An 18,201-nucleotide genomic window follows, 5' to 3' on the forward strand; every position below is an offset into this window, starting at 1 on the left:
CGCATGCTGGGCCATCGCGAGGCTGTCGGACGCCCTCAGCATGCTCACGCCGGTGCCCTGCACGCGATGGATGTGGCCGTCCACGTCCAGGTCGCGGGCGGAATCCGTATCCGGATCGACGTCGCGGATGTAGATCGCGGCGATCCGGTCGGGATACGTGCGCGCGGCCTCGGCATACAGCTCGGCGTCGGCCTGGCCGGAGTCGCCGAGCAGCACCCAGCGCAGCCTGGGGAAACGCTCGATCAGGTGGATGGCGCGCTCGAGCTTGTGGCCGTGGCCGGCGCTCTTGATGAACTTGCCGGTGTCGGTGCCGAGGTCGCGCAGGTGGATCGGTCCGAACGGAATTCCGTTGAGTTCCATGAAGTCTTCCAGCAGGTCGTACAGGTTCCATGGCGAGCTGGAGACGTAGAAGATCGGGTTGTGGCTGCCCTGCAGCGCGCGGTACAGGGCGGCGACGCCGGGCAGCGGCTTGCGGGTGCGGGCGTTGTGCAGGAACGTCAGCTGCGCCGCCGTCTTCCAGTCGGTGATGCCGCTGTGCAGGATGGTGTCGTCGATGTCCGAGATCACCCCGAAGCGCGCCCGCGGGCCGACCTGCAGCACCGGCTGCGGGGTCAGCAGGCTGCCGTCGGCGAGGCTGGCGGCAGCGTTGTCCCACAGCAGGTCGCTCATCGCGCCCGGCGTGTCGAACGTGGCATGCCAGTAGCCTTCGTGGTCGCTGCGCACCTGCACGCTGCTGCCGCGGTACTGCAGGCGCAGCGGGATGCCAGGCACTTCATCGCTCTCGAAGCGGCGATAGGTGTCGAGCAGGTTGTCCCACCAGCCAGCGTCGTCGAGCGGCCCGCCCTGCGGCTTTTCCGCCATCACCCGGCCGATCAACTCCACCCCGCGCTCGTCGGCGAAGCCGCGGTACGCGGCCAGGTGGCGCGGCTTGCCGCGCCCCAGGCGGGTATCCACGCGGCGCCACAGCGCGTCGAGGTGGTCGTCGGTATCGATCACGGTGTCCTTGAGCTGCCGCAGGACGGCGTCGGGCCAACGTCGCGATGGCGCGTCGGCGCTCATGGGGCATTGGCCCTGTCTGGCGGTGTCAGGCGCAGCAACTGGCCATCCGCCTCATCCGTGAGCACGTAGACCGTGCCATCGCTGCCGACGCGGACATCGCGGATGCGGCTGTGCAGGTTGGTCAGCAGGCGCTCCTCGGCGACGATGCGCTCGCCCTGCAGGCGCAGCCGGATCAGGCTCTGGCCGGCCAGCGCGCCCAGCAGCAGGCTGTCGTTCCACGCGCTTTGCGGATGGCCCACCAGGAACGCCATGCCCGACAGCGCCGGCGACTTCGCCCACACGTGATAGGGCCGCTCCATGCCCGGCGCCTCGCGGCCGCGGGTTTCCGCGTACGGCCGGTTGGTCAGGTAGTCCATGCCGTCGCTGATGATCGGCCAGCCGTAGTTCTTTCCCGCCTCGGGCAGGTTGATCTCGTCGCCGCCACGCGGGCCGTGCTCGCTCTGCCACAGCCGGCCGCTACGCGGGTCCACCGCCATGCCCTGCATGTTGCGGTGGCCATAGCTCCAGATCACGCGGCGCACGCCGACGCCATCGGCGAACGGGTTGTCGGTCGGAATGCTGCCGTCCAGGTTGAGGCGCACCAGCTTGCCTTGCAATACACCGAGATCCTGCGCGAGTTCCTTCTGGTTGCGTTCGCCCTGGCTGATGAATACGTGGTCATTGCCATCGAAAGCGATGCGCGAACCGAAGTGGTTCGGCCCCTTCAGCTTCGGCGTTTGCCGGTAGACCACGCGCACCTCGGACAGCGCCGAAGCGCCGAGGGTGGCAGTGGCGACCGCGGTGCCGGCGGTGTCGTCCGGGCCGGGTTCCGCGTAGCTCAGCCAGATGCGTCGGTTGCCAGCGAAGCCGGGATCGAGCACCACATCCAGCAATCCGCCCTGGCCTTCGGCGAACACCGCCGGCACGCCGGCGAGGGGCGCAGAGACTGCGCCGTCGGCGGAAATCCGCCGCAGCCGGCCCGGCCGTTCGGTGACCAGGAAGCCGCCATCCGGCAGCAGCGCCACCGCCCACGGGTGCTCCAGCCCGCTGGCCACGGTTTCGATGCGCAGCTCGCCGGCCTGCGAGGTTTCGGTTTGCGGCGCGGCGTTACCCGCGACGGGCGCAGGCCTGGCGCAGGCGTTGAGCGCCAGCGGCAGCGCGAGGCACAGCAGGAGCCGGGAAGTGCGATGCATGGCGGTCGTTCTCCTTCTCTGAAGGGGCGCGGGGAGGGCGGATCAACGGTAGCCGGCGGCCTGCAGCTCGAACAGCTCCGCATAGCGTCCACCCTGAGCCATCAGCTGTTCGTGAGTACCGCTGGCTTCCACCCGGCCATCGGCCAGCACCAGGATGCGGTCGGCCATGCGCACGCTGCTGAAGCGGTGGCTGATCAGCACCGCGGTCTTGCCGGCGGACAACTCCTTGAAGCGCTCGAAGACTTCGAATTCGGCGCGCGCGTCCAGCGCCGCGGTGGGTTCGTCGAGGATCATCACCTGTGCGTCGCGCATGTAGGCGCGGGCGATCGCGATCTTCTGCCACTGCCCGCCGGACAGGTCCACGCCCTGCTTGAAGCGGCGGCCGATGATCTGGTCGAAGCCGTTCGGCAGCGCCGCCACCACCTCGTCGGCCAGGCCCTTGCGCGCGGCACGCTCGATGCGTTCGCGGTCGCCCATCGCGTCGATCTGGCCCACGCCGATGTTCTCCGCCGCGGTCAGGTGGTAGCGCACGAAGTCCTGGAAGATCACCCCGGTATTGGCGCGCAGGTCGTCCAGGTCGTAGTCGCGCAGGTCGCGTCCGTCCAGCAGGATGCGGCCCTCGTCGGGGTCGTACAGGCGCGCCAGCAGCTTCACCAGGGTGGTCTTGCCGGCCCCGTTCTCGCCCACCAGCGCCAGCACTTCGCCGGCATGCAGTTCGAAGCTCAGGCCGCGCAGCGCCCAGCGTTCGCTGCCCTCGTAGCGGAAGCCGACGTCCTCGAACACGAAGCCGCTGCGGATCGGGTCGGGTACCGCGATGGCACCGGGTTTGCTGGCGATCTCCGGCTCGATTCGGAAGAACGAATACAGGTCGTCCAGGTACAGCGCCTGTCCCGCCACCTGCGAGAAGCCGCTGAGCAGGCTTTCCAGCAGCTGGCGCAGGCGGCGGAAGCTGCCCGCAAGGAAGGTCAGGTCACCGATGGAGAAGTCGCCGCGCACGGTGCGCCAGGCGATGTAGCCGTAGGCGACGTAATAGCCCAGGGTGCCCAGCGTGGCCAGCAGCGTGCCCCACAGCGCGCGCTTGCCGGCCAACGCGCGATTGGCTTCGAAGAATTTCGTCGACAGCGTGCGGAAGCGTTCGATGAAGAAGCGGTTGAGGTTGAAGATCTTCACCTCTTTCGCGGTCTCCACGCTGGCGCCCATCTGGCGCAGGTATTCCAGCTGGCGGCGCTCCGGCGTCCACTGGAAATTGAGCGAATAGTTCAGCGCGTTGAAGTGCGATTCACCGATGAAGGCCGGCACCAGCGCCACCGCCAGCAGCACCATCAGCCACGGCGCGTAGGTGAGCAGGCCGGCGGCGAAGGTCAGCACGGTGATGGCGTCCTGCGCCTGCCCGAACAGCTGGCTGAGCAGGTTCATCCGCCCCACCGTCTGCCGGCGCGCGCGGTCCAGCCGGTCCTGCAGGTCGGCGTCCTCGAAGTCCTCCAGGTCCAGCAGCGCCGCGTGTTCCATCAGGCGGATGCTGGTGGCGTTGGTGAACAGCTCGGACAGCACCGCATCGACGTAGCCGGCCAGTCGGCCCAGCAGGTCGGAGCCGATCGCCAGCGCCAGCTCCAGCGCCAGCAGCAGGACCATGTGGTCGAGCTGGCCGGAGCGCCAGGCCGACGCCAGTTCGTGTGGCAGGCCCAGCCCGATCAGGCGTACCGCCTCGTCGATGATCAGCTTGCCGATGTACAGCGTGGCGATCGGAAGCAGCGCCCGCAGCAGGCGCAGGCCGATGGCGGCCAGCGTCAGCGGCCGGCTGGTGTTCCAGATCTCGCGCAGGAACGGCCGCAGGTTGCGCATCGCGTCGAAACGCTGGCGCAGGTCGAGCCGCGGCTGCGGGGGAGGAGTCGGCATCGTGGGCGTTCAGGTGGTGGGGGCGACTGGTCGTAAAATACCCCCAAGCCCCCTCGCATTGACGCCATTGTGACCATCATCAAGCAGGACGACCTGATCCAGTCCGTCGCCGACGCGTTGCAGTACATCAGCTACTACCACCCGGTCGATTACATCAAGAGTCTCGCTGCCGCGTACGAGCGCGAGGAGTCGCCCGCGGCCAAGGACGCGATGGCGCAGATCCTGATCAATTCGCGCATGTGCGCGGAAGGTCACCGCCCGATCTGCCAGGACACCGGCATCGTCACCGTATTCCTCGAAGTGGGCATGGACGTGCGCTGGGAGGGCTTCACCGGCTCGCTGGAGGATGCCGTCAACGAGGGCGTGCGCCGCGCCTACCTCGATCCCGACAACAAGCTGCGCGCCAGCGTGCTGGCCGACCCGGCGGGCAAGCGGGTCAACACCAAGGACAACACGCCCTGCGTCATCAACGTCAAGATCGTCGCCGGCGACAAGCTCGACGTGATCGTGGCCGCGAAGGGCGGCGGCAGCGAAGCCAAGAGCAAGTTCGCGATGCTCAATCCCTCCGATTCCATCGTCGACTGGGTGCTCAAGACCGTGCCGACCATGGGCGCGGGCTGGTGCCCGCCGGGCATGCTCGGCATCGGCATCGGCGGCACAGCCGAGAAGGCGATGCTGCTGGCCAAGGAATCGCTGATGGAGGAAATCGACATCCAGGAGCTGATCGCGCGCGGGCCGTCCAATCGCGTGGAAGAGCTGCGCATCGAGCTGTTCGAGAAGGTCAATGCGCTGGGCATCGGCGCGCAGGGCCTGGGCGGCCTGACCACGGTGCTGGACGTGAAGATCAAGGACTTCCCGACCCATGCCGCCAACCTGCCGGTGGCGCTGATCCCCAACTGCGCGGCCACCCGCCACGCGCATTTCACCCTCGATGGCATCGGCCCGGTGATGCTGGACCCGCCCTCGCTGGAAGACTGGCCCAAGCTCACCTACAGCCCGCAGAACGCGCGCCGGGTGAACCTGGACACGATCACCCGCGAGGAAGTGCAGACCTTCAAGCCGGGCGAGGTGCTGCTGCTCAACGGCAGGATGCTCACCGGCCGCGACGCCGCGCACAAGCGCATGGTCGACATGCTCAACAGGGGCGAGCCGCTGCCGGTCGACCTGGCCGGGCGCTTCATCTACTACGTCGGCCCGGTCGATCCGGTGCGCGACGAGGTGGTCGGCCCGGCCGGCCCCACCACCGCAACCCGCATGGACAAGTTCACCGAGCAGGTGCTGGCGCAGACCGGCCTGCTGGGCATGATCGGCAAGGCCGAGCGCGGCCCGGCGGCGCTGGAGGCGATCCGCAAGCACCGGTCGGTGTACCTGATGGCGGTCGGCGGTTCGGCCTACCTGGTGTCGAAGGCGATCAAGGCGGCGCGCGTGGTCGGTTTCGCCGACCTCGGCATGGAGGCGATCTACGAATTCGAGGTCAAGGACATGCCGGTGACGGTGGCGGTGGACAGCAGCGGCACCTCGGTGCACCAGACCGGCCCGCGTGAATGGCAGGCGAAGATCGGCAAGATCCCGTTGGCGGTGGTTACGTGAGCAACTCCCGCGTCGTCGATGGCCCGGGATTCCGGATCCGTTACGACGGCGAGCCCGGCTACCTGCGCGCGCATGTCTTCGACGGTACCGACTCGCTGGAAGTGTCGACCGCGATGTGGCGCATGCTGGGCGAGGAATGCCGCGCGGTGGGTGCCAGCCGCATGCTGGTGCTGGAAGAGCTGCATGCGACCGTCGACGTCGCCGATGTGTCGCAGGTCATCGATTCGATGGTCGATGCCGGCTTGGCGGCGGTGAGGATCGCCTTCGTCGAACTGCTGGATGACATCCAGGGCAGTGAACATGGCGAGATCCTGTGCCTGGAGCGCGGCATCACCAACCGTACCTTCTCGGACGAGGCCTCCGCGCACCGCTGGCTGCGCTACGGGGATTGAGGCGCCCGCGCTCAGCGCGGCTTGCGCGTGCTCCCGGCCTTGTCGCTGTCCTTGGCGGCGGGCGCGGCGGTGGCGCTGCCCAGGCCGTTGCCGAGGTTCTGCTGGAAATCCTTCCACAGCGTCATGTTGCGCTCGGTCAGCTGATTCAGCATCGTCCACGGGGTCTGCCCCAGCATCCCGCCCATCTGTGAGCGGAACTGCTGCTGCTGCTCCAGGAACAGCTGCATCGAGCGTTCCAGATAATTGCCCATGAAGCCCTGCAGCGAGTCGCCGTAGAAACGGATCAGCTGGCTGAGCATCTGGGTGGACAGCATCGGCTGCCCGTCCTGTTCGTGTTCGGTGATGATCTGTAGCAGCACCTGCCGGGTCAGGTCCTCGCCGGTCTTGGCATCGCGCACTTCGAAGGATTCGCCGTCCACGATCAGCTGGCGCACGTCCTCGATGGTGATGTAGCTGGAGATCTCGGTGTCGTAGAGGCGGCGGTTCGGGTACTTCTTGATGACGCGGATCGCGGACATTGAGCACGGACTCTGGACGGCACTGCAGCCAGCATGGCGCAGCGCAGCACGGGTTGCAACTCCCGGGAGGCGCGTCGGAGTTGCAGGAAATTTTTCCGTAAATCCCGGATTTCACGGTGTTTCCCGACATCGCGCGCGGCCGAGGCCCAGGCGCGGTCGCCGCGGTCCGGATGGTGGCCGGAACGCGTGGCCCCCGGGCCGCCCGATTAAACTTGCGCGATGGAAACCGTATTGAAAGACCGCTTCGGCGGCATCGACCGCCTGTACGGCAGCGGTACGCTGGCGCGGCTGTCGGGTTGCCACGTCACCGTGGTCGGCATTGGCGGCGTGGGTTCGTGGGCGGTGGAGGCGCTGGCGCGCAGCGGCGTGGGCAAGCTCACCCTGATCGATGCCGACGATCTGTGCGTCTCCAATACCAACCGCCAGTTGCCGGCACTGGAAGGGCAGTACGGCCGCGCCAAGATCGAGGCGATGGCCGAACGCTGCCGCGCGATCAATCCCGGAATTGCGCTTGAATTGAAACCGCAGTTCCTCACGCCTTCGAACCTGGATGAACTCTTGGGTACGCCCGTCGATCTGGTGCTGGACGCCTGCGACAGTTTTCGTACCAAGGTCGAGATGATCGCCTACTGCCGCCGCCGCAAGCAGCCGCTCATTGCGGTGGGTTCGGCCGGCGGGCGCAGCGACGTGACCCAGATCCGCGTGCGCGATCTTTCGCGGACGGAGCACGATGCGATGCTGTCGCTGATCCGCAAGAAATTGCGCGGCGAGTTCAATTTCCCGAAGAACCACGACCGCTATTTCGGCGTGCCGGCGGTGTATTCGCTGGAGAACGTGCGCTATCCGCAGGCCGACGGCAGCGTCTGCGGCATCCGCCCGCAGCTGGGCAGGGACGAGGCGCTGAAGCTGGACTGCGGCGCGGGCCTGGGCGCCGCCACGCATGTGACCGGCGCGTTCGCATTCGCGGCGGTGGGCAAGGCGATGGAGATGCTGCTCAAGCTGCCGAAGCAGGGTTGAGTGTGATTTGGCCCGAAGTCCGCAGCCGGGCCGCGGGCCGATTGGTTCGACAGTTGTCAGGGATACGGGTTCGGTTCCGAACGGCCTTGCCGGGCCCGACGCTCGCAAGTCGCTCCCCGATACTCGCTTGGTTGCGAGCGCCAGACCCGGCAAGGCCTGCAGAGAATCGCGCCTTCAGTAACCGAACATCCGTTGCGCGTTGGCGTTGGTCGCCGCGGCGATTTCTTCCCGCGCCGCGTTGCGCAGCGTGGCGATCACATCCAGCACTTCCAGCAGGTGGGCCGGCTCGTTGCGCTCGCCGCGATGCGCTGCGCCGGGCTGGTCGGGGCTGTCGGTTTCCAGCAGCAGCTGTTCCAGCGGCATGCCCGCAACGGTGGCGCGCAGGCGGTTGGCGCGCGGGTAGGTGACCGGCCCGCCGATACCGAGCAGGAAGCCGAGCTTGTGCAGCTGCGCGGCCTGTTCGGCGCTGCCGGAAAAACTGTGCACCACCCCGCGCAGGCCCGGAAAACGGCGGATGGCGGCGATCACCGCGTCCACCGCCCGGCGCGCGTGCACGATCACCGGCAGGTCGAACTCGGCGGCCAGCGCCAGCTGCCCGTCGAAGTAGTGCTGCTGGCGCGCGGGGTCCAGTCCTTCGACGAAGTAGTCCAGTCCGCATTCGCCGACCGCCACTGGGCGCTCGCGCTGGATCCAGTCGCGCAGCTGGGGCAGGTGTTGCGGGCGGTGCTCGTCCAGGTACATCGGGTGCAGGCCGTAGGCCGGGTGCAGGCCGGGCAGCTGCGCGCAGACGGATTTCAGCTTCGGCCAGCCGGCGGCGTCCACGGCCGGCACGATCTGGGTGTCCACGCCTGCGGCCAAGGCGCGTGCGTGCGCCGCGGCACGGTCGGCGTCGAACTCGGCAGCGTCGAAATGGCTGTGGCTGTCGATCAGGCGCATCACGCGCTCAGCGCCGGTTTGCCTGCCCTTCGATGGGCGGCTTGCCCGAATCCGGCTTTTTCTTCCAGCGCGACAGCAGCAGCGTGCCGAGACCCAGCAGGATCTCGTCGGCAAGCGGTATGACGTCGGGGATCAGCAGGTCGAGGAAAAACAGCGCCGCAGCCAGCAGGAACAGGCGCGGGAAGCTGAGCCTGCCGAGCCAGCGCATGAGCGGGGAGACGAGGGGATTGGCCATCCGCGGAAACTAGCATGCACGCGGCGCAAACATCGTGTGGGCGAAGCTGAACGCAAGCGGGTGCAAACCGCGCCCGCTGGGCATCGATTCAGATTGGCCGTGCTGCAATCGGTCACGGAACAGGGGTTACTCAACTTCAACGGAGGCCGAACCATGTCCAGGAACAACACTCTTGCCGTTGCGCTTGCCGCGCTGCTGGTTGGCGGCGTGGCCACCGCTGGCTACATGAACAGCCGCAGCAACGATCCGATCACCGCGCCGTTGGCGAACGGCGGTGCGCGCGCGCAGGTCGGTTTCGCCGAAGTCGTGGGCGTCAAGCCGGTCACCGCGCGTGAGCCGCTGTACGCCACTGTCATCGGCAGCGAGCCGATCCGCGAATCCAATACCACCAGCACCCCGCGCGAAGTCTGCGAGAACGTGGTGGTGCAGGAGCGGCTGCCGGAGCGCGACGGCAACGTCGGCGGCACCGTCGCCGGCGCGGTCATCGGTGGCCTGGTCGGCAACCAGGTGGGCGGCGGCAACGGCCGCAAGCTGGCCACGGTGGCCGGCGCGGTGGCCGGTGGCTATGCCGGCCGCGAGGTCGACCGTCGCCACGTCGGCGGCCAGGTGGTCAACCGCACCGACCGTCGCTGCCGCACCGTCAACAGCACCTCCTCCAGCGCCCGCACGGTGGCGTGGAACGTCACCTATCGCAATCCTGACGGCACCACCGGCAGCATGCGCACCGACACCAAGCCCGGCGAGCGGATCGCGCTGGGCGATACCGACAGGACGGTGGGGTACGACGTGACCTATCGCTTCGACGGCGAGCAGCACACCGTGCGCATGGATCAGGATCCGGGCACGCAGCTGCCGGTGATCAACGGTCGGGTGGTGACCCAGACGGCGGCGGTGGAAGGCGCGACCCTGCGCTGATCGACGCCGCTCAATTCTGGCAATTCCCATGGCGGGGCCGGAGTGATCCGGCCCCGCCTGCGTTCGGCGGGTGGCCCGGATCGCAATGCCGGCGAAACGCACGGCTTTTGCACAAAGCCCGTCGTTACGCCCGGAGGCGGTTGGCGAATCGTACGTACCGATTGCGCGGCATGCGCGATTACAATGGCGGTTCGTCCAATTCGACCGTGAAAACATGGCCCTGCATCCGTACGATCTCTACGACGTCCGCTCCCTGCTGAGCGAGGAAGAACGCGCGGTGCAAGACACCGTGGCGCGCTTCACCGACGAACGCGTGCGTCCGATCATCGGCGACGCCTTCGATGCTGGCCGGTTCCCGAAGGAGCTGGTGCCGGAGATCGCGGAGATGGGCCTGCTGGGTTCGTCGCTGCCGGAGAAGTACGGTTGCGCCGGCCTCAACGGCGTCAGCTACGGGCTGATCTGCCAGGAGCTGGAGCGCGGCGATTCCGGCATCCGCAGTTTCGTCAGCGTGCAGAGCTCGCTGTGCATGTATCCGATCTACGCCTACGGCAGCGAAGAACAGCGCCTGCGCTGGCTGCCGGACATGGCCGCGGGCAAGGTGATCGGCTGCTTCGGCCTGACCGAGCCGCACGGCGGCTCGGACCCGGCCAACATGAAGACCCACGCCAAACGCGATGGCGACGACTGGGTGATCAACGGCAGCAAGATGTGGATCACCAACGGCAACCTTGCCGACATCGCCATCGTCTGGGCGCAGACCGACGACGGCATCCAGGGCTTCCTGCTGGAAAAGGGCATGCCCGGTTTCACCGCGCAGGAAATCAAGCACAAGATGTCGCTGCGCGCCTCGGTCACCAGTGCGCTGTTCTTCGACAACGTGCGCGTGCCGGATTCCAGCCGCCTGCCCAATGTGAAGGGGCTGAAGGGCCCGCTGGGCTGCCTGACCCAGGCCCGCTACGGCATCACCTGGGGTCCGATCGGCGCGGCCATCGCCTGCCTGTCGGAAGTGGTCGACTACACCAAGGAGCGGATCCTGTTCGGCCGCCCGGTGGCCGCCACCCAGAGCGCGCAGATCAAGATGGCTGACATGGCCCGCCGCATCACCCTGGCGCAGCTGCTGTCGCTGCAGCTGGGCCGGCTCAAGGATGCCGGCACCATGCAGCCGCAGCAGGTCAGCCTGGCCAAATGGAACAACTGCCGCATGGCCATCGACATCGCCCGCGAATGCCGCGACCTGCTCGGCGGCGCCGGCATCACCACCGAGCACGCGGCGATCCGCCACGCGCTGAACCTCGAATCCGTCATCACCTACGAAGGCACCGAAACCGTGCACCAGCTGGTGATCGGCCGCGAGCTGACCGGCATCAACGCGTTCTGATCGAAGGCGGTCATCCCCGCGCCGGCGCGGTGCCCGTTGCCGCGCGGTCGCAGGGTGCACGCGCACCGGACTGAGCCACGATCCGGCGCATGCAGCGACCCGCAATCGCGGGAATGACAAGCGGAGAGTTTCGGCATGGCGCAATTTCCGACGATCGAAACCCAGCGCCTGCTCCTGCGCGTCCCGGAGATCGGCGACTTCGGGCGCTATGCCGAGACCCTGGCGCACCCGAGCGCATTGCATATCGGCGGCCCGATGGGGCGGCACGAGGCTTGGCGGCGTTTCCTGCAAATGCCGGGCGCGTGGCATGTGCAAGGCTTCGCGATGTTTTCGGTGATCGAAAAGGCCAGCGGCCGCTGGATGGGCCAGGCCGGCCCGTGGTGCCCGGCGGACTGGCCTGGCACCGAGATCGGTTACAGCTTCCATCCGGATGCGCGCGGCAAGGGCTACGCCACCGAAGCCTGTGCCGCGGCGATGGACTACGCGTTCGACGTGCTGGGCTGGGACGAAGCGATCCATTCCATCGCCCCGGCCAACGCGGCGTCGCAGGCGGTGGCGATGCGGCTGGGGTCGCGCAATCGCGGGCCGGGCACGCTGCCGCCGCCGCTGGACCAGCATCCCATCGAGATCTGGGGCCAGACCCGCGACGAATGGCGGGCCAGCCGGGAGCGCTTCGCATGATGCGCGTCCACGGGTTCTCGCCGTCCGGCAACTGCCACAAGGTGCGCCTGCTGCTGGCCCAGTTGGGGCGGCAGGAAGGCCGTGATTACTGCTGGGTCGAGACCGACAGTGCCCGCGGTCAGACGCGCACGTCGGAGTACCTGGCGAAGAATCCCAACGGCAAGGTGCCGATGCTCGAACTGGACGACGGACGCGTCCTCGTCGAGTCGAACGCCATCCTGTGCTGGCTGGCCGATGGCAGCGGCTTCCTGCCGGCCGACCCGTGGCAGCGGGCGCAGGCGCTGTCGTGGATGTTCTTCGAGCAGTACAGCCACGAGCCCTACATCGCCGTGGCCCGCTTCATCTGCGGCTGGACGCCGCTGGACTCGCCGCGTCGCGCCGGGTTGCCGGTGCTGCGCCAGTGCGGGCATGCGGCGCTGGCGGTGATGGAGCGGCACCTTGCGTCCACGCCGTGGTTCACCGGCGACGATTACGGCATCGCCGACATCGCGCTGTTCGCCTACACCGGCGTCGCCCCGCACGGCGGCATCGCCCTCGACGCCTATCCTGCGGTGCGCGCCTGGCTGGCGCGCGTGGCGGCCACGCCGGGCTTCGTACCGATGCCTGCGCCGGACGCCGCGGCGCAGGCGCTGATCGACCAGTCCACCTGACCTTCATTCCCATCGGCCTTCCCGCGCGGCGGGGAGGGGAGACCTGCATGTTCAACACTGTTCCCAACCCCATCCCGGCCCGCATGAAGGGCCTCAACCGCGCGGAAATCTGCGACGTCAATTTCCAGGAGTTCGTGCGCGGCTGGAACGGCCATGCGCAGCCGAAGCCTGCACCGGACGAGACCATCCTCGACGGCAGTGCGCTGGATGCCCGCGGCTTCCGCGAGCTGTTCGAGTCGCAACTGATTTCGCGCCACCTCGACCTGATGGCGCGCGTGCTGCGGGTGCAGAACAAGGTCTTCTACACCATCGGTTCCAGCGGCCACGAGGGCAACGCGATGGTCGCGCGCGCGGCGCGCCACACCGACCCGGCGTTCCTGCACTACCGCAGCGGCGGCTTCATGGCCGAACGCTTCCGCAAGCTGCCGGGCATGGATCCGATCATGGATTCGGCGCTGAGCTTCGCCGCCAGCGCGGAAGACCCGGCCAGCGGCGGCCGCCACAAGGTCTGGGGCAGCAAGCCGCTGTGGGTGTTGCCGCAGACTTCGACCATCGCCTCGCACCTGCCGAAGGCGCTGGGCACCGCGGTGGCGATCGAGGCCGGCAAGCGCCTCGGCGTGGGCCTGCCGATCCCGGACGACTCCATCGCCATCTGTTCGTTCGGCGACGCCTCGGCCAACCACGCCAGCGCGCAGACCGCGTTCAACGCGGCGTCGTGGACCGCCTACCAGAAGCTGCCGGCGCCGGTGCTGTACGTCTGCGAGGACAACGGCATCGGCATCTCGGTGAAGACGCCGACCGGCTGGATCGGCGAGAGCTTCCGCAACCGCCCCGACCTCGACTATTTCTTTGCCGACGGCCTTGACCTTGCCAGCGGCTACGGCGACGTGCTGCGCGCGGTGGAGCACTGCCGCCGCACCCGCCGGCCGACCTTCCTGCACCTGCGCACCCAGCGCATCATGGGCCACGCCGGCACCGACTTCGAGATCGAGTGGCGCAGCTTCGAGGAGCTGTGCGCGGTGGAGGCGGGCGATCCGCTGCTGCGCTCGGCCGCGATCGCGCTGGAGTCCGGGGCGATGTCGAAGGACGAGATCCTCGCCCTGTACGAGGAGACCCGCAGGAAGTGTTTCGCTGCCGCCGAGGACGCCGACAGCCGCCCGCGCATCGAGACGCTGGAGCACGTGATGCGTCCGCTGGCGCCGTATACGCCGGACAAGGTGCAGGCCGAGGCGACCCGCGCGCCGTCGTTTGATGCCCGCGTCAAGGCATTCGGCAGCGAGGACAAACTGCCCGAGAAGCAGGTGCCGAAGCACCTGGCCATCCAGATCAACCAGGCCCTGCACGACCTGTTCGCCAAATACCCGGAGACGCTGCTGTTCGGCGAGGACGTGGCGCAGAAGGGCGGCGTCTACACGGTCACCAAGGGCCTGCACAAGGCGTTCGGCAACCGTCGCGTGTTCAACACGCTGCTGGACGAAACCATGATCCTGGGCATGGCGCAGGGCTTCGCCAACATGGGCATGCTGCCGATCCCCGAGATCCAGTACCTGGCCTACCTGCACAACGCCATCGACCAGCTGCGCGGCGAGGCCTGCTCGCTGCAGTTCTTCAGCGACGACCAGTTCCGCAACCCGATGGTGGTGCGCATCGCCGGCCTGGGCTACCAGCGCGGCTTCGGCGGGCACTTCCACAACGACAACTCGGTGACCGCGCTGCGCGACATCCCGGGCCTGGTCGTCGGCTGCGCGTCGCGCGGCGACGACGCCGCGATGATGCTGCGCACGCTGGCGGCGCTGGCGAAGGTGGACGGGCGCGTCACCGCCTTCCTCGAACCCATCGCGCTGTACATGACCAAGGACCTGTACGAGCCGGGCGACGGCCAGTGGCTGACCGAGTACCCGGCGCCTGACCAGGCGCTGGTGCTGGGCGAGGAGCGCGTCTACAACGCGGACGCGACCGACTGCGTGATCTTCAGCTTCGGCAACGGCGTGCCGATGAGCCTGCGCGCTGCGCGCCAGATCGAACAGCAGCACGGCTGGAAGGTGCGCGTGGTCGACCTGCGCTGGCTGGTGCCGCTGAACCACGCGGCCATCGCGAAGCATGCGGGCGAATGCGACCGGATCCTGGTGGTCGATGAAGGCCGCTTCAGCGCCGGCATCGGCGAAGGCGTGATCACCGCGATCACGGAAGGCGGCTTCGGCGGCAAGCCGATCAGGCGCGTCGTCGGTGCGGACACCTACACGCCGCTGGCCGGCGCGGCGTTCCTGGTGATCCCGAAGGACGAGGACATCGTCGCCGCGGCGGCCACGCTGTAAGCCGGCTGCGCGGCCCGGTGGCCGCGCGGTGCGCCACCGGCCCCGTCAGGGCGCGATCTTGCGCTTCAGCGCGCGGGCCACGGGCAGCGGCAGGTTCGGCAGCGAGCGCAGCAGCCACGGCAGCACGCGGCGCTTGGCGCCGCCCAGCGACTCCGGCACCACCGCCTCGATGAGGTGCGGGCCGGGGTGCGCCAGCGCGTACTCCAGCGCCTTGCAGAAGCTCTCCGCCGTGTCCGCGCGGGCGGCGTGCACGCCCATGCCCTGTGCCAGCCGGCAGAAGTCCAGCACCGGGTCGTGCAGGTCCAGTTGCGAGCGGGCCTTGGGGCCCGGCGCGGCGTCGGCGCCCACGCGTTCGAGTTCGACATTGAGGACCGAATACGACGCGTTGTTGAAGATGATGGTGGTGACGTCCAGACGCTCGCGCGCCATTGTCCACAGCGCCTGCAGCGTGTACATCGCGCTGCCGTCGCCGACCAGCGCGATGACCGGGCGATCCGGGCAGGCGATGGCCGCGCCCACCGCATTCGGCAGGCCCTGGCCGATGGCGCCGCCGGTGAGGGTGAGCAGGTCATGGCGCGGCGCGCCGGCGGTCATCGTGCCCAGCAGCAGGCCGGAGGTGATCGCCTCGTCGATGACGATGGCGCGCTCCGGCAGCAGGTGGCCGACGGCCTTGCAGACCTTGGCGGCGCTGAGCCGGCCTCGTGGGCGCGTAGGCCGCGCAACGGGTTGCAGCGCAGGCGTCGCCTGCGTCGCGCCCAGCGCGGCGGCGAGCCTGTCGAGGCTGGCGCCGGCGTCCTGCGCCGGCGTCGCCAGCACATGCACGCGGCAACCGTCCGGCACCAGCTCGCTGGCCTTGCCGGGATAGGCGAAGAACGACACCGGCGGTTTCGCATCCACCAGCACCAAGTGCTCGATGCCGGTGAGCTGCAGCGTGGCCAGTTCGGCCAGGTAGGCGATGCGCTCCACCGCCGGCAGGCCGGCGCCGCGTTCCAGCCGGGTGGGGAAGACTTCGCAGAAAAGCTTCACCCCACACTGCGCGGCGATGCGCGCCGCAGCCAGCAGTGCCGGTTCGCGCAGCGCGTTGCCGCCCAGCAGCAGGGCGGTCTTGCCGCCGCTCCGGATGGCGCTGGCGATGGCGGCAACGCTGGCGTCGTCCGCCGGCGGCGGCGCGGGCGCGGGCGGAGGCGGGCAAGGCGTGCCGCCTTCACCCCAGCTGACGTCGGCGGGCAGGATCAGTGTCGCTACCTGTCCGGGCAGGCCGCGCGCGGCCTGGATCGCGGCCACCGCATCGCCGCACAGCGTGGCGGTGGTTTTGGAGGTGCGCACGAAGCCGGGCGAGACGTTGCGCGCCACGGTTTCGATGTCGGACTGCAGCTGTGCGTCGAACGGCACGTGGTGGGTGGCGTGGTCGCCGACGATGTTGACCACCGGCACCTTGCCCTTGCGCGCGTTGTGCAGGTTGGCGAGGCCATTGCCGAGGCCGCAGCCAAGATGCAGCAGGGTGGCGGCGGGCTTGCCGGTCATCCGTGCATAGCCGTCGGCGGCGCCGGTGGCCACGCCCTCGAACAGCGCCAGCACCGCGCGCATGCGCGGCTCCGAATCGAGCGCGGCGACGAAGTGCATTTCGCTGGTGCCGGGGTTGGAGAAGCAGACCTCGATGCCGGCGTCGGCCAGCGTTTTCATCAGGGCTTGCGCGCCGTTCATGGCTCAGGCTCCGCTGTGGATGGCACGCGCGGCGGCGCGCGCGGTGAGGATGCAGCCGGGCAGGAAGGTGCCTTCCAGCGAGCGCTTGCCGCAGGCACCGCCGCCGCCGAAGCCGGCGGCTTCGCCCACGCAGTACAGGCCGGCGATCGGCGCCGCGGCGGCGTCCAGCACGCGCGAATGCAGGTCGGTGCGCAGCCCGCCCAGGCTCTTGCGGGTGATCAGCTGCATGTGGATGGCGATGTAGGGCCCGGCACCAGGCTGCTGCAGCGGCGCGGGTTTGCAGGTGCGCAGCGCATCCGGCCCCCACTGGCGCGCATGCAGGATGCGCTGCACCTGCGGGTCGGCCTCCGGGTCCGCGCCTGCCGCGAAGTTCGCATCGAAGGCATCGGCGGTGGCCTGCAGCGTGGCCGCATCGACGTCGTGCGAGCAGGTCAGCGCGTTCATCTGGTCCGCCAGCCCGGCCAGCGTGTCGTCGACCAGGAAATGCGCGCTCTCGTGCTGCATCTGCCGTACCAGCCGGTGGTTGCCCAGCAATGTTTCCTTGAGGAAGCGCAGGAACTGCTTGTCGCGGATGCGCGGGTTGTGCTCGGCGCCGGAGATCGCGAACTCCTTGGCCGCGATGCGCCAGTTGAGCAGGTGCCAGGTCCACGGTTTTTCCTGCTCGGCCACCCGCTGGCACAGCCAGTGGGTGTCGAAGCCGGTCACCAGCGGCTCCGGACCGATGCGCCGACCGCCGTGGTCCAGCCACAGCGCCGACTTGCACGGGATCGCCGACAGCCCGTGCCCCTCGAAATGCGGGAACGGATGCGGGAAGCCGGCGGCGTAGTTCCACATCTCGCCGGCGCGGACGATGCGCGCCCCCAGCGCTTCGGCGGCGTGATGCATGGCGCCGTCGGCATACGGATGCGCGCCGTTGAGCATGGCAGCGGGCATCGGCCGTTCCAGCGGCCAGTTGCGGCGGGTTTCGGCGTGGCCGCCGTTGAGGCCGCCGGTGGCCAGCACCACCACCGGCGCGTCGATGCGGACTTCGCTGCCGCTGGCTTCGTCGACGGCCAGCGCGCCGGCCACGCGCCCGTCACTTGTTTCCAGCGTGGTGATGCGATGGCGATGCAGGAGCGTGAGCCTGCCGTTCGCGCCAGCCTCGCGCAGCGCGGAGATCATCCGCCGCGCCAGCTCGCGCGAGCTGCCCCAGACGACGTGGTAGCGCGGTACCGAATTGCCGTCGCCGTCGCGCCCGCGCTCCACCCAGTTCACCGCCGGCATGAACCTGATGCCGTGTGCCTGCAGCCAGTCGTGCACGTCGGTGCGGGAGTGTTCGACGTAATGGCGCGCCCACGCGATGGCGTGGGTGTCGGCCGGATCGAGCTCGCCAAAGCGCATCCAGTCGCGCAGCGCGATCTCCGGCGTATCGATGATCTTGCGGCGCGCCTGCAGCGGCGTGCCCACCAGCGCCATGCCGCCGAACGCCCACAGCGCCAGCCCGCCGAAACGCTCCGGCGTGTCGCGGTCCACCAGCACCACGCGCTGGCCGGCGCGCAGCAGTTCCAGCGCCGTGACGATGCCGGCAAGGCCGCCGCCGACGACCAGTACATCGGAATTCAGTAATGCCATGTGGCCATTCCCCGGAATGCCATGGTCACGTGCCGGTTGCTGCAGCGATCTCAACCATAGCGGTTCCCCAAGGCAATTGGCGAACCGTCACGCCAACGCGCAGCACGTGGGTCAATCGGTATCGGTTCGGCG

The 18,201-nt window shown here is 68.7% G+C and carries 15 protein-coding genes and 1 pseudogene; 8 read left to right on the forward strand and 8 right to left on the reverse strand.

Annotated elements, in window-relative coordinates:
• Positions 1–132: 132 nt before the first annotated feature.
• The 3 genes and pseudogenes from E5S66_RS10110 to E5S66_RS10120 all read right to left on the reverse strand — a co-directional run.
• A pseudogene (locus E5S66_RS10110) lies at positions 133–1,059 on the reverse strand (App1 family protein); the annotation flags it as partial.
• Positions 1,056–2,231, reverse strand: a complete 1,176-nt coding sequence (locus E5S66_RS10115; RefSeq protein WP_138349096.1) for a PQQ-dependent sugar dehydrogenase — start codon at positions 2,229–2,231, stop codon at positions 1,056–1,058. The pseudogene E5S66_RS10110 and the gene E5S66_RS10115, both read right to left, overlap by 4 nt.
• Positions 2,232–2,273: 42 nt before the next feature.
• On the reverse strand, positions 2,274–4,127 hold the full coding sequence (locus E5S66_RS10120) for an ABC transporter ATP-binding protein (protein WP_138349097.1): 1,854 nt from the start codon (positions 4,125–4,127) through the stop codon (positions 2,274–2,276).
• A 69-nt stretch (positions 4,128–4,196) separates the two neighbouring features.
• Here E5S66_RS10120 and E5S66_RS10125 point away from each other — a divergent pair, with 69 nt between their 5' ends.
• Entirely contained in the window at positions 4,197–5,717 is a 1,521-nt protein-coding gene (locus E5S66_RS10125; RefSeq protein WP_138349098.1) for a fumarate hydratase, read from the forward strand.
• Positions 5,714–6,109, forward strand: coding sequence for a hypothetical protein (locus tag E5S66_RS10130; RefSeq protein WP_138349099.1), 396 nt, complete (start codon positions 5,714–5,716; stop codon positions 6,107–6,109). The genes E5S66_RS10125 and E5S66_RS10130 overlap by 4 nt, the downstream gene beginning before the upstream one ends.
• Before the next feature lie 11 nt (positions 6,110–6,120).
• On the opposite strand, the gene phaR is transcribed toward E5S66_RS10130, so the two are convergent.
• Positions 6,121–6,627 carry a polyhydroxyalkanoate synthesis repressor PhaR gene (gene phaR / locus E5S66_RS10135; protein ID WP_138349100.1) on the reverse strand — a complete coding sequence of 169 codons (507 nt, stop codon included), beginning with the start codon at positions 6,625–6,627 and terminating at the stop codon, positions 6,121–6,123.
• A 219-nt stretch (positions 6,628–6,846) separates the two neighbouring features.
• Here phaR and E5S66_RS10140 point away from each other — a divergent pair, with 219 nt between their 5' ends.
• A complete protein-coding gene (locus E5S66_RS10140; RefSeq protein WP_138349101.1) occupies positions 6,847–7,644 on the forward strand; it encodes a tRNA threonylcarbamoyladenosine dehydratase in 798 nt (265 codons plus the stop codon).
• A gap of 174 nt (positions 7,645–7,818) precedes the next feature.
• Here E5S66_RS10140 and E5S66_RS10145 read toward each other — a convergent pair whose 3' ends face one another.
• Together E5S66_RS10145 and E5S66_RS10150 are read right to left on the reverse strand one after the other, a co-directional pair.
• Positions 7,819–8,580 (reverse strand): TatD family hydrolase, encoded by a 762-nt coding sequence (locus E5S66_RS10145; RefSeq protein ID WP_138349102.1) that lies wholly within the window; start codon positions 8,578–8,580, stop codon positions 7,819–7,821.
• A 7-nt stretch (positions 8,581–8,587) separates the two neighbouring features.
• Positions 8,588–8,815: a DUF6116 family protein gene (locus tag E5S66_RS10150; RefSeq protein WP_138349103.1), complete on the reverse strand. Its 228-nt coding sequence runs from the start codon at positions 8,813–8,815 to the stop codon at positions 8,588–8,590.
• A 153-nt stretch (positions 8,816–8,968) separates the two neighbouring features.
• Here E5S66_RS10150 and E5S66_RS10155 point away from each other — a divergent pair, with 153 nt between their 5' ends.
• The 5 genes from E5S66_RS10155 to E5S66_RS10175 all read left to right on the forward strand — a co-directional run bounded on the left by E5S66_RS10155 (position 8,969) and on the right by E5S66_RS10175 (position 14,754).
• The gene (locus E5S66_RS10155) at positions 8,969–9,730 is read left to right on the forward strand and encodes a glycine zipper 2TM domain-containing protein (protein ID WP_138349104.1); all 762 of its coding nucleotides are present in this window, start codon (positions 8,969–8,971) and stop codon (positions 9,728–9,730) included.
• 214 nt (positions 9,731–9,944) lie between these two features.
• The gene (locus tag E5S66_RS10160) at positions 9,945–11,108 is read left to right on the forward strand and encodes an acyl-CoA dehydrogenase family protein (protein WP_138349105.1); all 1,164 of its coding nucleotides are present in this window, start codon (positions 9,945–9,947) and stop codon (positions 11,106–11,108) included.
• Between the two features lie 135 nt (positions 11,109–11,243).
• On the forward strand, positions 11,244–11,789 hold the full coding sequence (locus E5S66_RS10165) for a GNAT family N-acetyltransferase (RefSeq protein ID WP_138349106.1): 546 nt from the start codon (positions 11,244–11,246) through the stop codon (positions 11,787–11,789).
• Positions 11,789–12,439: a glutathione S-transferase family protein gene (locus E5S66_RS10170; protein WP_138349210.1), complete on the forward strand. Its 651-nt coding sequence runs from the start codon at positions 11,789–11,791 to the stop codon at positions 12,437–12,439. The genes E5S66_RS10165 and E5S66_RS10170 overlap by 1 nt, the downstream gene beginning before the upstream one ends.
• 47 nt (positions 12,440–12,486) lie before the next feature.
• Positions 12,487–14,754 (forward strand): thiamine pyrophosphate-dependent enzyme, encoded by a 2,268-nt coding sequence (locus E5S66_RS10175; protein WP_138349107.1) that lies wholly within the window; start codon positions 12,487–12,489, stop codon positions 14,752–14,754.
• 45 nt (positions 14,755–14,799) lie between these two features.
• Here the strand turns inward: E5S66_RS10175 and E5S66_RS10180 are convergent, their stop codons facing one another.
• Together E5S66_RS10180 and E5S66_RS10185 are read right to left on the reverse strand one after the other, a co-directional pair.
• Positions 14,800–16,458: an acetolactate synthase large subunit gene (locus E5S66_RS10180; RefSeq protein WP_138349108.1), complete on the reverse strand. Its 1,659-nt coding sequence runs from the start codon at positions 16,456–16,458 to the stop codon at positions 14,800–14,802.
• Positions 16,459–16,461: 3 nt separating this feature from the next.
• Positions 16,462–18,069: an FAD-dependent oxidoreductase gene (locus tag E5S66_RS10185; RefSeq protein ID WP_138349109.1), complete on the reverse strand. Its 1,608-nt coding sequence runs from the start codon at positions 18,067–18,069 to the stop codon at positions 16,462–16,464.
• Positions 18,070–18,201: the final 132 nt, after the last annotated feature.

Origin of the sequence: Thermomonas fusca (assembly GCF_005862345.1) — a bacterium.
GTDB lineage: Bacteria > Pseudomonadota > Gammaproteobacteria > Xanthomonadales > Xanthomonadaceae > Thermomonas > Thermomonas fusca.

Bases quoted from the DNA above. Each gene is read 5' to 3' on its own strand.
- E5S66_RS10140 (WP_138349101.1), top strand. From the start codon at position 6,847: ATGGAAACCGTATTGAAAGACCGCTTCGGCGGCATCGACCGCCTGTAC.
- E5S66_RS10175 (WP_138349107.1), top strand. From the start codon at position 12,487: ATGTTCAACACTGTTCCCAACCCCATCCCGGCCCGCATGAAGGGCCTC.
- E5S66_RS10185 (WP_138349109.1), bottom strand. From the start codon at position 18,069: ATGGCATTACTGAATTCCGATGTACTGGTCGTCGGCGGCGGCCTTGCC.
- E5S66_RS10165 (WP_138349106.1), top strand. From the start codon at position 11,244: ATGGCGCAATTTCCGACGATCGAAACCCAGCGCCTGCTCCTGCGCGTC.
- phaR (WP_138349100.1), bottom strand. From the start codon at position 6,627: ATGTCCGCGATCCGCGTCATCAAGAAGTACCCGAACCGCCGCCTCTAC.
- E5S66_RS10145 (WP_138349102.1), bottom strand. From the start codon at position 8,580: ATGCGCCTGATCGACAGCCACAGCCATTTCGACGCTGCCGAGTTCGAC.
- E5S66_RS10150 (WP_138349103.1), bottom strand. From the start codon at position 8,815: ATGGCCAATCCCCTCGTCTCCCCGCTCATGCGCTGGCTCGGCAGGCTC.
- E5S66_RS10115 (WP_138349096.1), bottom strand. From the start codon at position 2,231: ATGCATCGCACTTCCCGGCTCCTGCTGTGCCTCGCGCTGCCGCTGGCG.
- E5S66_RS10155 (WP_138349104.1), top strand. From the start codon at position 8,969: ATGTCCAGGAACAACACTCTTGCCGTTGCGCTTGCCGCGCTGCTGGTT.
- E5S66_RS10180 (WP_138349108.1), bottom strand. From the start codon at position 16,458: ATGAACGGCGCGCAAGCCCTGATGAAAACGCTGGCCGACGCCGGCATC.
- E5S66_RS10160 (WP_138349105.1), top strand. From the start codon at position 9,945: ATGGCCCTGCATCCGTACGATCTCTACGACGTCCGCTCCCTGCTGAGC.
- E5S66_RS10120 (WP_138349097.1), bottom strand. From the start codon at position 4,127: ATGCCGACTCCTCCCCCGCAGCCGCGGCTCGACCTGCGCCAGCGTTTC.
- E5S66_RS10170 (WP_138349210.1), top strand. From the start codon at position 11,789: ATGCGCGTCCACGGGTTCTCGCCGTCCGGCAACTGCCACAAGGTGCGC.